The 13,456-nt window shown below is 71.1% G+C and carries 13 protein-coding genes; 11 read left to right on the top strand and 2 right to left on the bottom strand.

Annotated elements, in window-relative coordinates:
- Positions 1 to 78: 78 nt before the first annotated feature.
- The 4 genes from ACFYE1_RS01410 to ACFYE1_RS01395 all read left to right on the top strand — a co-directional run bounded on the left by ACFYE1_RS01410 (position 79) and on the right by ACFYE1_RS01395 (position 4,711).
- On the top strand, positions 79 to 1,800 hold the full coding sequence (locus tag ACFYE1_RS01410) for an alpha-amylase family protein (RefSeq protein WP_387739176.1): 1,722 nt from the start codon (positions 79 to 81) through the stop codon (positions 1,798 to 1,800).
- Between the two features lie 44 nt (positions 1,801 to 1,844).
- Positions 1,845 to 2,462 carry a dephospho-CoA kinase gene (gene coaE / locus ACFYE1_RS01405; RefSeq protein ID WP_387739174.1) on the top strand — a complete coding sequence of 206 codons (618 nt, stop codon included), beginning with the start codon at positions 1,845 to 1,847 and terminating at the stop codon, positions 2,460 to 2,462.
- Positions 2,463 to 2,573: 111 nt separating this feature from the next.
- On the top strand, positions 2,574 to 4,331 hold the full coding sequence (locus tag ACFYE1_RS01400; RefSeq protein ID WP_387739171.1) for a BCCT family transporter: 1,758 nt from the start codon (positions 2,574 to 2,576) through the stop codon (positions 4,329 to 4,331).
- A 110-nt stretch (positions 4,332 to 4,441) separates the two neighbouring features.
- On the top strand, positions 4,442 to 4,711 hold the full coding sequence (locus ACFYE1_RS01395; protein WP_387739169.1) for a hypothetical protein: 270 nt from the start codon (positions 4,442 to 4,444) through the stop codon (positions 4,709 to 4,711).
- 25 nt (positions 4,712 to 4,736) lie between these two features.
- On the opposite strand, the gene ACFYE1_RS01390 is transcribed toward ACFYE1_RS01395, so the two are convergent.
- A complete protein-coding gene (locus ACFYE1_RS01390; RefSeq protein ID WP_387739167.1) occupies positions 4,737 to 5,264 on the bottom strand; it encodes a nuclear transport factor 2 family protein in 528 nt (175 codons plus the stop codon).
- 209 nt (positions 5,265 to 5,473) lie between these two features.
- Between ACFYE1_RS01390 and ACFYE1_RS01385 the strand changes: the two genes are divergently transcribed.
- The 3 genes from ACFYE1_RS01385 (at position 5,474) to ACFYE1_RS01375 (ending at position 7,075) form a co-directional block, all read left to right on the top strand.
- Positions 5,474 to 5,881: a YciI family protein gene (locus ACFYE1_RS01385; RefSeq protein ID WP_387739165.1), complete on the top strand. Its 408-nt coding sequence runs from the start codon at positions 5,474 to 5,476 to the stop codon at positions 5,879 to 5,881.
- A 6-nt stretch (positions 5,882 to 5,887) separates the two neighbouring features.
- Positions 5,888 to 6,604 carry a sigma-70 family RNA polymerase sigma factor gene (locus ACFYE1_RS01380; protein WP_387739162.1) on the top strand — a complete coding sequence of 239 codons (717 nt, stop codon included), beginning with the start codon at positions 5,888 to 5,890 and terminating at the stop codon, positions 6,602 to 6,604.
- Positions 6,605 to 6,760: 156 nt separating this feature from the next.
- On the top strand, positions 6,761 to 7,075 hold the full coding sequence (locus tag ACFYE1_RS01375) for a hypothetical protein (RefSeq protein WP_387739160.1): 315 nt from the start codon (positions 6,761 to 6,763) through the stop codon (positions 7,073 to 7,075).
- Between the two features lie 158 nt (positions 7,076 to 7,233).
- Here the strand turns inward: ACFYE1_RS01375 and ACFYE1_RS01370 are convergent, their stop codons facing one another.
- The gene (locus ACFYE1_RS01370; protein WP_387739158.1) at positions 7,234 to 8,454 is read right to left on the bottom strand and encodes an ROK family transcriptional regulator; all 1,221 of its coding nucleotides are present in this window, start codon (positions 8,452 to 8,454) and stop codon (positions 7,234 to 7,236) included.
- Between the two features lie 115 nt (positions 8,455 to 8,569).
- Here ACFYE1_RS01370 and ACFYE1_RS01365 point away from each other — a divergent pair, with 115 nt between their 5' ends.
- Genes ACFYE1_RS01365 through ACFYE1_RS01350 form a run of 4 tightly spaced genes read left to right on the top strand, consistent with a single transcriptional unit; the run spans position 8,570 to position 13,429 of the window.
- Entirely contained in the window at positions 8,570 to 10,078 is a 1,509-nt protein-coding gene (locus ACFYE1_RS01365) for a sugar ABC transporter ATP-binding protein (RefSeq protein WP_387739155.1), read from the top strand.
- Positions 10,075 to 11,085 carry an ABC transporter permease gene (locus ACFYE1_RS01360; RefSeq protein WP_387739153.1) on the top strand — a complete coding sequence of 337 codons (1,011 nt, stop codon included), beginning with the start codon at positions 10,075 to 10,077 and terminating at the stop codon, positions 11,083 to 11,085. The genes ACFYE1_RS01365 and ACFYE1_RS01360 overlap by 4 nt, the downstream gene beginning before the upstream one ends.
- A complete protein-coding gene (locus tag ACFYE1_RS01355) occupies positions 11,082 to 12,179 on the top strand; it encodes an ABC transporter permease (protein WP_387739151.1) in 1,098 nt (365 codons plus the stop codon). Before ACFYE1_RS01360 ends, ACFYE1_RS01355 begins: the two co-directional genes overlap by 4 nt.
- Positions 12,179 to 13,429, top strand: a complete 1,251-nt coding sequence (locus ACFYE1_RS01350) for a substrate-binding domain-containing protein (protein WP_387739480.1) — start codon at positions 12,179 to 12,181, stop codon at positions 13,427 to 13,429. The genes ACFYE1_RS01355 and ACFYE1_RS01350 overlap by 1 nt, the downstream gene beginning before the upstream one ends.
- Positions 13,430 to 13,456: the final 27 nt, after the last annotated feature.

Genomic DNA, 13,456 nt, shown 5'->3' with positions numbered 1-13,456 from the left:
TAGGCCGGGCCCCCGCGCCCTCGACGTGACCGGGGCGGGGTGCTAGACAGGGGGGCATCCGCGACCGAGGGAGCAGACATGCGCATCGCCGACACCTCCGACCTCTGGTGGAAGCAGGCGGTCGTGTACTGCGTGGACGTCGAGCGGTTCCTGGACACGGACGGCAACGGCGTCGGCGACATCGCCGGGCTGGCCGAGCGGGTGGACTACCTGGCGGAGCTGGGTGTCACCTGCCTGTGGCTCATGCCGTTCTACCCCACGCCGAACCGGGACGACGGGTACGACATCACCGACTTCTACGGCGTCGACCAGCGGCTGGGCAGCTTCGGCGACCTCGTGGAGCTCGTCCGCACCGCCCAGGACCGCGGTCTGCGGGTCATCGCCGACCTGGTCGTCAACCACACCTCCGACCAGCACCCGTGGTTCCGGGCCGCCCGCTCGGGCACGGACAGCCCGTACCGGGACTACTACGTGTGGCGGGCGGACGAGCCGCCGGACACGTCCGAGAAGGCTGTGTTCCCCGACAAGGAGGGCGGAGTCTGGTCCCGGGACGAGATCACGGGGCACTGGTACCTGCACCGCTTCTACCGCCACCAGCCGGACCTCAACCTCAACCACCCCAAGGTGCGGGACGAGATCGCGAAGATCGTCGGATTCTGGCTGCACCTGGGCCTCGACGGCTTCCGCGTGGACGGGATCCCCCAGCTGCTCACCCTCGGGCAGGGCGACGACTTCGAGAACCAGGGCGGGTTCACCGACCCGCACGGGTTCCTGCGCTCGCTGCGCAAGTTCGCCAACCGCCGCAACGGCCGGGCGGCCCTGCTGGGCGAGGTCAACCTGCCCTACCAGCAACAGCTCGAGCTGTTCGGCACCGAGGACGGGGGCGAGCTCACCATGATCTTCGACTTCGTGGCCATGCAGGGCCTCTACCTCGCGCTGGCCCGCCAGGACGCCGGGCCGCTGGCGACCGCCCTGAAGAACCGGCCGCGCATCCCGCAGGACGCCCAGTGGGCCAACTTCGTGCGCAACCACGACGAGCTGACCCTCGACCAGCTCTCCGATTCCGAGCGCGAGGAGGTGTTCGCCGCCTTCGGGCCGGAGGAGCGCATGCAGGTCTACGGCCGTGGTCTCACGCGGCGCCTGCCGCCCATGCTGCAGGGCGACCAGCAGCGGATCCGGATGGTCTACTCGCTGCTCTTCTCGCTGCCGGGTACCCCGGTGCTGTACTACGGCGAGGAGATCGGCATGGGCGAGAACCTCGCCGCCGAGGGCCGGATGGCCGTGCGCACGCCCATGCAGTGGACCTCCGGGCGCAACGGGGGGTTCTCCTCGGCCGACGCCGAGGACCTCTCCGGTCCCGTCGTCGAGGGGGAGTTCGGGCCCGCGCACGTGAACGTGGCCGACGCCAAGCGGGACCCGGAGTCCCTGCTGCACTTCGTCACCGCCCTGGCCCGCCGCTACCGCGAGTGCGCCGAATTGGCCTGGGGGACCGCCGAGGTCCTGGAACAGCCGCGCCGGGAGGTGCTGGCCCACCGGTGCTCGTGGGAGGGCTCCGGCATCGTCGCGCTGCACAACCTCTCCGCGGAGCCCACCACGGTGCCCCTGAGACTGCCCGACGAGGAGGAGGGCACCGAGCTGCTGGACCTGCTGGAGAACGGGACGTGCACCCTCGACGCCGACTCCTCGGCGGAGCTGGCCCTGCAGGGCTACGGGTACCGCTGGCTTCGGGTGCGGCGGGCGCACGGGCCCGGCACCCTGCCGGACGTCATGACCACCGTGGCCGGCGCCGGGGAGCCGTGAGCGCCCCGCGGGGCCCGGCCGGGGCCGGCCGCTAGCATGGTCCCATGCTGTCCATCGGACTCACCGGCGGGATCGCCTCGGGCAAGTCCACGGTCTCCCGGCGGCTCATGGAGCTCGGGGCCACCGTGATAGACGCCGACGCGATCGCGCGGGCCCTGCAGGAGCCGGGCCGGCCCGGCCTCGAGGGGATCGTCGAAGAGTTCGGCCCCTCCGTGCTGACCCCGGACGGACGCCTGGACCGGGCCGCGCTCGGTGCCCGCGTGTTCGCGGACCCGGAGGCGCGGGCGCGGCTCAACGCGATCATCCACCCCCTCGTCCGCGCGGAGGCGGAACGGCTCGCGGCCGCGGCGGGACAGGACGCGGTCCTGGTCGAGGACATCCCCCTGCTCGTGGAGACCGGCCAGGACGGCCGCTTCGACCTCGTCCTCACCGTTCAGGCCCCGGCGGAGGAGCGCGTGCGGCGGATGGTCGAGGACCGCGGCATGACGGAGGCGGACGCCCGCGCCCGGATCGCCGCGCAGGCCACGGACAAGGACCGGGAGGCCGTCTCCAGCAGCGTACTGGTCAACGACGGCTCCGTGCAGCGGCTGCTCGACCGCGTGGACGCGTGGTGGGAGTGGCACGTGGAGCCGCGCCTGCCGGCCACGCCGCCCGCGGAATGAGCCTCCACCGCCGGACGACCACGCGGTAGGGTCGGAGCCACCGAAGCACACAACCGAGACACGGCGGCCGTCCGCTCGTCCGAGGCCGGGGGCAGCCGGGGAAGCACGGCGATGCTGAACAGACTGCACGACTCCCTGCGACTGCGGACCAGTCCCACCATCTTCTTCGGCTCAGCGCTGGTGATCGCCGCGTTCGTGGTCCTGACACTGGTGTTCACGGACTTCATGGACGCGGTCTTCGCGGACGGCTCCACCTGGGTCATCGAGCAGCTCGGCTGGTTCTACATCCTGGGCGTGACCGTCTTCCTGCTGTTCCTGGTCTACCTCATGGTCAGCCGCTTCGGGCAGGTCCGGCTCGGAACCGACGACGAACGGCCACGGCACACGAACCTGTCCTGGTTTTCGATGCTGTTCGCCGCGGGCATCGGCACGATCCTGATGTTCTGGGCCGTCGCCGAGCCGGTGAACCACTTCGCGAACCCGCCCCGGCAGGGCGTCGAGCCGTCCTCCATGGAGGCCGCCAGCGAGGCCATGGGCTTCACGCTCTACCACTTCGGGTTGCACACCTGGACGATCTTCGCCCTCCCGGCGCTGGCCTTCGGCTACTTCATGTACAAGCGCAACCTCCCGCCGCGGGTGAGCTCCATGTTCCAGCCGCTGCTGGGGGAGCGCATCCACGGGCCGATCGGGCGGCTCATCGACATCCTGGCCATCGTGGGCACCCTCTTCGGCGTGGCCGTCTCGATCGGGCTCGGCACCATGCAGATCAACAGCGGCCTGGCACGGCTCTTCGGCATCTCGGAGTCGGCGCTGTCGCAGATCCTCATCATCACGGCCGTGAGCCTCGTCGCCTCGGTCTCCGTGGCCCTCGGCCTCGACCGCGGCATCAAGCGGCTGTCCAACACCAACATCCTCATCGCGATCGGGCTGCTCGTCTTCATCCTGATCTCCGGGCCCACCGTGCTGATGCTCAAGGGCATGGTCGAGTCCGCCGGCACGTACCTGTCGATGCTCCCGGTGCTCGCCTTCTGGAACGACTCGCTCGCGGACACCGGGTGGCAGAGCGGCTGGACCGTCTTCTACTGGGCGTGGACCATCACCTGGTCCCCGTTCGTGGGCATCTTCATCGCCCGCATCTCCCGCGGCCGCACCATCCGCCAGTTCGTCTCCGGGGTGCTCGCGTTCCCCACGCTGTTCTCCGTCATCTGGTTCGGGATCTTCGGCATGGGCGTGTTCGACATCGAGCTCAACGGCGGGGGCGGGCTCGTGGAGGCGGTCGTCGACGAGGGGGACATACCCGGCGCGATGTTCGTCTTCCTCGAGAACTTCCCGTTCTCGACCGTCACCTCCGCCGTGGGCGTGCTCATCGTGGTGCTGTTCTTCATCACCTCCATCGACTCCGCGGCCCTGGTGATGGACACCATGGGCAGCGGCCACGAGGAGGAGTCCCCGGTGCACCAGCGCGTGTTCTGGGTCGTCGCCATTGGACTCATCGCGGCGATCCTGCTGACCGCCACCGGCGCCACCGGCCTCGCCGCGCTGCAGAACGTGGCGATCCTCATCGGCCTACCGTTCTTCGTGCTGGGATACCTGATGATCTACTCCCTGCTCCGGGCCCTGCGCGAGGACGCCGGGGAGGTGGGCGTCCTGCCCACCCGCCAGTGGCGCCGGGTGCTGCCGCCCGAGGAGTTCCACCGCCGCGCTTCCACCGGCACCGAGGTGGACGAGGAGATCGTGGTGGCCCCGGACTACGTGCACGGCTCGGAACCGGCCAACGCCCCGGCCATCGAGCACCCGGAGCAGCCCGACTACGTGCGGCAGTACCGCACGAGCACGGGTTCGCTCAAGCAGATCCGCGACGTCGAGTAGCCGCGCGGACCGAGCGGGCCCACCGGCGTCACCAGCCGGTCGGCCCGTCCCGTGGCACCCCGTGCGCGCTAGAATGGTGACCACCATCACAGTGGGCAACGGGGGACGTCATGGCGAGGAACAGGCAGAACACCAACCAGGACGGCGAGCAGCGGCACCGCATCCTCGACCGGCTCAACGCCATTGCGATGAGCGTCTACGGGCCCGGGGACCGAACGGCCCAGGCCCAGGCGGGCGAGCACATGAGCGAGGCCGCGGAGACGTGGTACCAGGAGGTCCAGGAGCATTTCTACGTGGAGAAGGACGAGCACGGCAACGAGTACCTCTACCACCGGGACGACTCCGGCGAGGGAACGAACACCGGCAGCTCGCGCAACTGACACGCACACAACAGGACGGGGAGTCTCATCGAGGCTCCCCGTCCTGCTGTCTTCGGCTTAGACGTCTACGACGACGACTCTCTGGCTGAGCACGGCGAACCAGTTCGGGCACCCGTCCCGCCACCCCGCCGGCGGGGTGGCGCCGACGAGGGTGGTGCTCGTGCGCGATCAGCCACTGGCTCCCGTCGTCGACGAACACCACCGTCGACCGGGTCCGGCCGGAGGAGGGGCTGCCGTCCACCGTGCCGTCCCAGACGAAGATCCCCGTCGCGATCGCCACCGGGCCGAACACGTCGATCTTGAGGTCGTCGAACCCGGCGTGGAGATCCTGCACGGCCGCGAACTGCTCGGCTTCCAGACGTGCGCTCGTCTCCGCGTCCTGGCGGTCCAATGGCTCCACGTCGTCGAACTTGCTGAACTTGGGGCCCTCCAAGTGGTAGCTCGCCAGCCGGTCGAGATCCCTGGTGATCGCCGCGTCCAGAATTTCATGGATCCGGGAGTCCACTGCCGCCTGCGACGACTCGAAGGTGTCGGCGATGATGTCCGTGTCCATGGGAGCCCCCTGCAGGTGCCGGTGATCGCGCCGGGGACTCGCACGCGGTGAGCCGCCCGGCCCTGGTGTCACCCACCATCGTCCTCCCGCCCGGCGACGGCACGGAAGATCACCGGAAAATGTCGCCGCGGATGTCGAGATCCCTCGTCCAGCTCCGTCTCCAGGGTGAACACGGCCACAATGGGCCGTATCTCAGCGAGGAGAACACCATGGCCAAGTACCTGCTGCTCAAGCACTACCGGGGCGCTCCGGCACCGGTCAACGACGTCCCGATGGACTGGTGGACGCCGGAGGAGGTGTCGGCGCACATGCAGTACATGAACGACTTCGCCGCGCGGCTGGAGGCGACCGGCGAGTTCGTCGACGCGCAGGCGCTGTCCCCGGAGGGCACGTTCGTCCGCCACGACGGCGAGGGGCGGCCGCCGGTCACCGATGGCCCGTTCGCCGAGACCAAGGACCTGGTCGCCGGCTGGATGGTGATCGACGTGGAGTCCTACGACCGTGCGCTCGAACTGGCGGGTGAGCTGTCCGCGGCCCCGGGGGCCGGCGGGAAGCCGATCCACGAGTGGCTCGAGATCCGTCCGTTCCTGACCGCGCCGCCGACCATCGCGGAGTGACCCGCGGTGGACGAGACCCTGCTGCGGGCCCTCACCCCCACCGTGATCGGGAACCTCCGCCGCCGCGGAGCCGACTTCGCGGCGGCCGAGGACGCCGTGCAGGATGCCCTGGTCGAAGCGGTGCGGGTGTGGCCGGAGAACCCACCGCGGAACCCGAAGGCCTGGCTGGTCGCCGTGGCCTGGCGCAAGTTCCTCGACGCCGCCCGCGCCGACACGTCCCGGCGGCGGCGCGACCTCCGGATCGAGGACGAACCGGCGCCCGGCCCGGGCGCGGCGGCGGACGACACGCTCCAGCTGTACTTCCTGTGCGCGCACCCGTCCCTGACACCGGCCTCGGCGGTGGCGCTCACGCTGCGCGCGGTGGGCGGTCTCAGCACGCGGCAAATCGCGCAGGCCTACCTGGTGCCGGAGGCGACCATGGCCCAGCGGATCAGCCGGGCCAAGCGCACCGTCTCGGGCGTGCGGTTCGACCGGCCCGGTGACGTCGCCACGGTGCTGCGCGTGCTCTACCTCGTCTTCAACGAGGGCTACTCCGGCGACGTCGACCTCGCCGCCGAGGCGATCCGGCTCACCCGCCAGCTGGCGGCCGGGATCGAGCACGAGGAAGTGGCGGGCCTGCTCGCGCTCATGCTGCTCCACCACGCACGCCGGCCGGCCCGCACCCGGCCCGAGGGCAGCCTCGTGCCCCTCGCAGAGCAGGACCGCAGCCGGTGGGACACTTGACTGATCGCCGAGGGCGTCGGCCTGCTCCAGGCAGCCCTCGCCCGCGACCGCCTGGGCGAGTTCCAGGCCCAGGCCGCCATCGCCGCGCTCCACGCCGACGCCCGCACGGCCGAGGAGACGGACTGGACGCAGATCGTCGAGTGGTACGACGAGCTCGTGCGGCTCACCGGCAGCCCGGTGGCGCGCCTCAACCGCGCCGTCGCGCTCGGCGAGGCCGCGGGCCCGCGGGCCGGTCTGGCCGCCCTGGCAGGGCTGGACCCCTGCCTGCCCCGGTACACCGCCGCCGCGGCGTACCTCCACGAGCGCGACGGAGACCCCGTCACCGCGGCACGGCTCTACGCCGAGGCCGCCCGGTCGGCGCCCAGCGTGCCCGAGCGCGACCACCTCACGCTGCAGGCCGCACGGGTCAACGCGCGGGTCCTCGGGAAAGCGGCCGGTCCGGGCCGGTCCGGAGCTCCGCGGGCCGGCTGATCTCCCGGGGACCTCACCGGTGAGGACGCCGGTGGTGGCCGGCTGCTCGGCGACGTCTCGGGGCTCGGCGTTCGTCCGGGATCGGGCGGTGGCGAGGATGACGACGGCCTGCTGGGCCGGGGTTCCGGCCCTCCCTCCCGCTGCTGCGGTGGGCGGGCTCAGCCCGTGCTCAGGGCCGCGCAGGCGGCTTCGATGGACTCCGGGGACAGGACGTGGTCGATGGCCAGGACCGCAGCCCCCATGACGCCGGCCCGATGCCCGGCGACCGAGGGGGCCACCCGCAGGTGCTCGGTGGCCAGAGGCAGCGACCGCCGGTAGACGACCTCGCGGATGCCGGCCAGCAGGTGCTCACCGGCCTGGGCGAGGCTCCCGCCGATCACGATCACGGACGGGTTGATCAGGTTCACGCAGGTGGCCAGGACGTCCCCGATGTCCCGGCCCGCCTGGCGGATCGCCTGGACGGCCCGGGAGTCGCCGGAACGGACGAGGTCGATCACGTCCTGGCTGGTGGCCAGGGCGCCGCCCGCCTGCTCGTTGAGCGTCCGCACGAGCGCGGGGGCGCCGGCCAGCGCCTCGAGGCAGCCGGTGTTGCCGCAGCGGCAGAGGATCTCGCCGCCGCGCGGGACCCGGACGTGGCCGAGGTCCCCGGCGGTCCCCTGGGCGCCGCGCTGGAGCGCGCCGCCGGAGATGATTCCCGCGCCGATGCCCGTGGCCACCTTGACGAACATCAGCTCGGTGGTCTCGGGCCAGAACAAGCTCTGCTCTCCCAGGGCCATGATGTTCACGTCGTTGTCGACCAGCACGGGCACGTCGTAGCGGGCCTGCACGAGAGCGGGGACGTCGACGCGGTCCCACCCGGGCATGATGGGCGGATTGATCGGGCGGCCCGTCTCGTGCTCCACGGGTCCGGGCAGCCCGATGCCGATGGCGGCCAGTTCCGCGGCCGAGCGGTTCGCGCGATCGAGCAGCGTGGCGACCGTGCCCACGAACCAGCCCAGGACCGTCTCGGGGCCCTCGCCGATCGCGAGCGCCTGCCGCTCCTCGGCGAGCTCCCGGCCGGAGAGGTCCGCCAAGATCGCCCGGGCGTGCGTGGCCCCGATGTCCGCGCCGACCACCACCCGGGCACCCGGGTTCAGGGCGAACAGGGAGGGCGGGCGCCCGCCGGTGGAGGCGGCTCCGCCGTAGGGTGCGACGAGACCCAGCGCCATGAGGGTGTCCACGCGGGACGCCACGGTGGAACGGGCCAGCCCGGTCAGCTGGGCGAGCTCCGCCCGGGTTCTCGGCCGGCCGTCGCGCAGCAGCTGGAAGACTTCGCTCGCCCCCGGAGCGGGCGAGTCCGAGGAGCGCGGCGACGGCGCCGGCGGTGGACTCTGCAGCACTTTTTCAGTAGAGCACGCCCCCTTATGGCGGTCAAGCACGTCACAAATGTACAGACAGGAAGCGACTTTTGTCGGGCGGTCGACAGAAGTCTGTGGTTCGTGTCACAGTGACCGCATGAACGAGCGCACGAGCTCCCCGGTGCTGGACGTCACCGGCCTGTCGAAGTCCTTCTTCGGGGTGCCGGTGCTCGAGGACGTGGACCTCCGGCTGCACGCCGGTGAGGTGCACGGGCTCGTGGGCGAGAACGGCGCCGGGAAGTCCACGCTGATGAAGGTGCTCGCCGGCGTCCACGACCGGGACGCGGGGACCGTGGAGATCGGCGGCACCCCCGTCGAGTTCCACCACCCGACCCAGGCGCACGTGGCCGGGCTGTCGACCGTGTTCCAGGAGTTCAACCTGCTGCCCGACCGCACGGTGGCCGAGAACGTCTTCCTCGGCCGCGAGCCGCGCAGGGGCCTGCTCGTCGACCGGCGGGCCATGAACGCGATGACGAGCACCCTGCTCGAGGACCTGGGCATCACCAGCATCCAGCCGACCACGACCGTGAGCTCGCTGTCCGTCGCCCAGCAGCAGATCGTGGAGATTGCCAAGGCCATCAGCTACGACGCCCGGATCATCTCCATGGACGAGCCGACCGCGGCGCTCGCGGGCCCTGAGGTGGACCTGCTCTACGCGATCATCCGCCGGCTCCGGGCGCGCGGCACCGCCATCCTGTACGTGTCCCACCGGCTGAAGGAGATCTTCGACCTGTGCGACACCATCACGGTCCTCAAGGACGGCCGCGTGGTGGGCACCGAGCCCGCGTCCGCCATGGACGACGCCGCCCTGGTGCGCATGATGGTGGGCCGCCCGATCTCCGCCTACTTCCCGGAGGAGGTGCCCGGCACGGGGGTGGGGCGGGAGCTCCTGAGGATCGACGACGGCGGCAACGACCAGCTCGACGGCATCGACCTGACGCTGCGCGCGGGGGAGATCGTGGGAGTCGCCGGGCTGCAGGGCTCCGGGCGCACGGAGCTCGTGGAGGCCGTCTTCGGCGTCCGCCCGTTCACCCGAGGGTCCATGGAGCTGAACGGCAGACCGTACACGGCCTCCTCGCCGCGGCAGGCCGTCCGGCAGCGCGTCGCCCTGATCACGGAGGACCGCAAGTCCCAGGGGCTCAGCCTCGACCAGTCCATCCTGGACAACGCCCTGGGCGTGATCCGCTCCGTCTTCCCGCGGCGGACCGCGGCGGCCAGGAAGGACGTCCCGGGGGTGCTCTCCTCGCTCGAAGTGGTGGCCCGGGACCTGGACCAGGAGGTCCAGTACCTCTCGGGAGGGAACCAGCAGAAAGTGGTCCTCGCCAAGTGGCTGGCCGTGGACCCGCAGGTCGTGCTGCTCGACGAGCCCACCCGCGGGATCGACGTGGGTGCCAAAATCGCCGTCTACAACCTCATGCGCATGCTCGCCGCCGAGGGCAAGGCCATGCTGATGGTCTCCAGCGAGCTGCCGGAGGTCCTGGGCATGTCCAGCCGGATCGTCGTCATGCGGGACGGCCGGATCGCCGGCGAGCTCCCGCCGGACGCCACCGAGGAGCAGGTGCTGCAACTGGCCACCGGCGCCCGCACGGAAGGGGCGAGACCGTGAACGCGTTCTCAAGGCTCACGTCCACCCACATCGTCTACCTCGTGGTGCTGCTCACCTTCGTGGTCGGCGTGGTGCTCGTCGGTGCCACCGGGCGCAGCTTCCTCAGCGCCGGCAACATCTCGGCCATCCTCACCGGGACCAGCGTCCTCGGCTTCATCGCGATCGGCCAGACGCTCGTCATCCTGGTGGGGAGCCTCGACCTGTCCGTGCCGTACGTCATCAGCCTCGCGAGCCTGCTCTCGGCCGGTCTCATGGCGAACCAGCCCGGGAACATCCTGGCCGGCGTCGCCCTGGCCCTGGTCGTCTCCGCGGGCATCGGCCTCGTCAACGGCCTCGTGGTGTCGGGGTTGAGGGTCCACGGGTTCATCGCCACGCTGGGCACCGGGCTGGTCGTCAGCGGCTACCTCGCCACCAACTACAAGGGCAGCTCGGGGCAGACCCCCCTGACGTTCCGGCTCGTCGGCGCCACGGGCATCGGCCCGGTCCCGGTCTCCACGCTGATCATGCTGGCCTGCGCGGGCGTGGTGCTGCTCATGCTGACCCGGAGCCGCCTGGGCCACCACATGTACGCGGTCGGCGGGGACATCCGGGTGGCCCGGATGTCCGGGATCCAGACGGGCACCCCGATCGTCGCCGCCCACGTCATCTGCTCCGTCATGGCCGGTCTGGCGGGCCTGCTGCTCGCGGCGCGCCTCGGCGTGGGCAGCCCCACGATCGGCTCCCAGGGCGGGTACGACCTGCTCTCCATCGCCGCCGTGGTCCTGGGCGGGACGCTGCTGGCGGGTGGCAAAGGGTCACTGGTGGGGACGCTGGGCGGGGTCCTCATCTTCGCGATGATCGACAACGTCATGAGCGTCATGCAGATCAACCCGTTCCTGAAGGACGTGGTCCGCGGCATCGTCATCGTCGTCGCCGTCGCCGTGTACGCCCGGCGCCGGGTGGTCAGCCGACCCGCGCGCTTCGACGGCCACCGGAGCGGGCGGACCGAGCAGGAGGTCCCGGCATGAGCGCCGCCGTCACGGACCGGGCCGCGGTCCTCCAGCAGAACCGGTCGCCGTGGCACGAGCGGGTGCTGCGCGGGCTGCGGACCCCTGGCGGCGCCGTCTTCGTGCTCCTCGTGGTGCTGCTCGTCGCGGCGGTCGCCGTCAACCCGTCCTTCGGCGAACCGGGCTCCTTGATCCGGTTCGTCGGCCGCACGGCACCGATCGCCATCGCGGCCATCGGGCAGTACTTCGTGATCGTCTCCGGGGAGTTCGACCTCTCGATGGGCTCGGTGGTCACCACCCAGGTGTTCGTGGCCGGCAACCTCATCGGCCAGGACGACAGCCGGACCGTGCCCGTCCTGGTGCTGATGCTCGTCCTCGGAGCCCTCGTGGGTCTGGTCAACGGGCTGGTCACCACGCTCCTGAAGGTGCCGAGCTTCATCGTGACCCTCGGCACCATGCTCGCCCTGCTGGGGCTGGTGCTCTACTGGACGGGCGGCGCGGCCACGGGGAACCCTGCGGACAGCTTCCGGCAGATCGGCCGCGGCGGCATCCAGGACGTCCCGGTCCTGGGGGTCCTGCCCTATCCGGTCGTCCTGGTGACGGTCATCGCGGCCGCCGCCTTCTGGCTCATGCGCCGGCCCTTCGGGCGCACGCTCATCGCCGTGGGCGACAACCCCCGGGCCGCCGCGCTGACCGGGGCCCGGGTCTGGTGGGTGCGCACCCGGGCGTTCATGCTCTCCTCGCTGGCCGCGACCGTGGCCGGGATCATCCTCGTGGGTTACGCCGGCGTGCACCCGTCCGTGGGGCGCGGCTACGAGTTCACGGCCATCACCGCCGTCGTCCTCGGCGGGGTCGTGCTGGGCGGCGGGCGCGGCTGGGTGCTCTCCGCGGCGGCCGGCGCCTTCGCCCTCGAGACCCTCTTCGCGCTCCTGAACTTCCTGGGCGTCCAGTCGACCTGGCGGGACACCGTCCAGGGCGCGATCATCATCCTCGCCGTCGCCGCCGGCACCCAGACCTGGAAGCGCCGCCGGCGCGGCCGGACGGCAGCGGCGCAGGAGCCGAGACGTGCCATACCAGCACCGCCCACCCCGGGCACCGATGAGGAAGGAACATGATGCGCCGAAGCATCCAGTCAAAGGTCACCGTGGTGGCAGCGGCAGCGCTGCTGGGACTGACCGCCTGCACCACCGACCAGTCGATCGAGAACCCGCCCGCGGCCACGGAGGGCGGGGAGGCCACGGCCCCCACCGGGGAGGCCGCTGCTACGCCGGCCCCGGAGGGCGGTGACGAGTGGTTCGACCAGGTGGAGTACGACGAGCAGTTCGAACAGCGCTCCGCCTCCTTCGAGGGGGACCCGGAGCAGCCCTGGAGGCAGTACATCGACGGGGAGATGACCGCGACCTCCGAGTTCGCGGCCGACGGCCCGCAGAAGGTGTGCTTCTCCAACGCCTCCATCTCCAACCCCTGGCGCCAGACCGGGTGGATCACCATGAACGAGCAGCTGAAGGTGCTCCAGGACTCCGGGGTGATCTCCGAGATGGAGACACGCGACGCCCAGGACGACGACAACACGCAGATCGCCGACATCGACTACTTCATCGCCGAGGGCGAGTGCGACGGGTTCATCATCTCGCCGAACTCGACCGCCGCCCTGACGCCCGCCGTGGAACGCGCGTGCGAGACGGGCAAGCCGGTGGTGGTCTTCGACCGCGGGGTGGAGACCGACTGCGCCACGACGTTCATCCACCCCATCGGCGGCTTCGCCTGGGGCATCGACTCGGCGAACTTCCTGGTCGACAACCTGCAGGAGGGCGACAAGGTGGTGGCCCTGCGCATCCTCCCGGGCGTCGACGTCCTGGAGCAGCGCTGGGCCGCGGCCGAGCGGATCTTCGAGGAGAACGGGATCGAGGCGACCGACTACTTCACCGGGGCCGATCCCACCGAGATCAAGAAGATCATCTCCGACGAGCTCGCCACCGGGGACGTGCAGGGTGTGTGGATGGACGCCGGTGACGGCGCCGTCGCCGCCATCGAGGCGTTCGAGGACGCCGGCGCGGACTACCCGGTGATGACCGGTGAGGACGAGATGAGCTTCCTGCGCAAGTGGGAGGACACCGGCCTGACCGGCATCGCCCCGGTGTACTCGAACTTCCAGTGGCGCACCCCGCTGCTGGCGCTCGAGCAGATCTTCGCCGGCGAGGAGGTCCCCGCCGAGTGGGTCCTGCCGCAGGAGCCGATCACCGAGGACCAGCGGGCGGACTTCCTCGCGGACAACGAGGGGATGCCGGACGGGCACTACGCCAAGTTCGGCGGCGAGGACCTGCCCGGCTACCCCGACGTCTGGCGGGACCGCGTCATCCCCTGATCCGCACGACCCACCCTGCCCGCCACC

The sequence above is a fragment of the Kocuria nitroreducens genome, from assembly GCF_042879195.1.
GTDB classification, from domain to species: Bacteria; Actinomycetota; Actinomycetes; order Actinomycetales; family Micrococcaceae; genus Kocuria; species Kocuria nitroreducens.
This window is presented reverse-complemented; position numbering and strand designations above follow the sequence as displayed.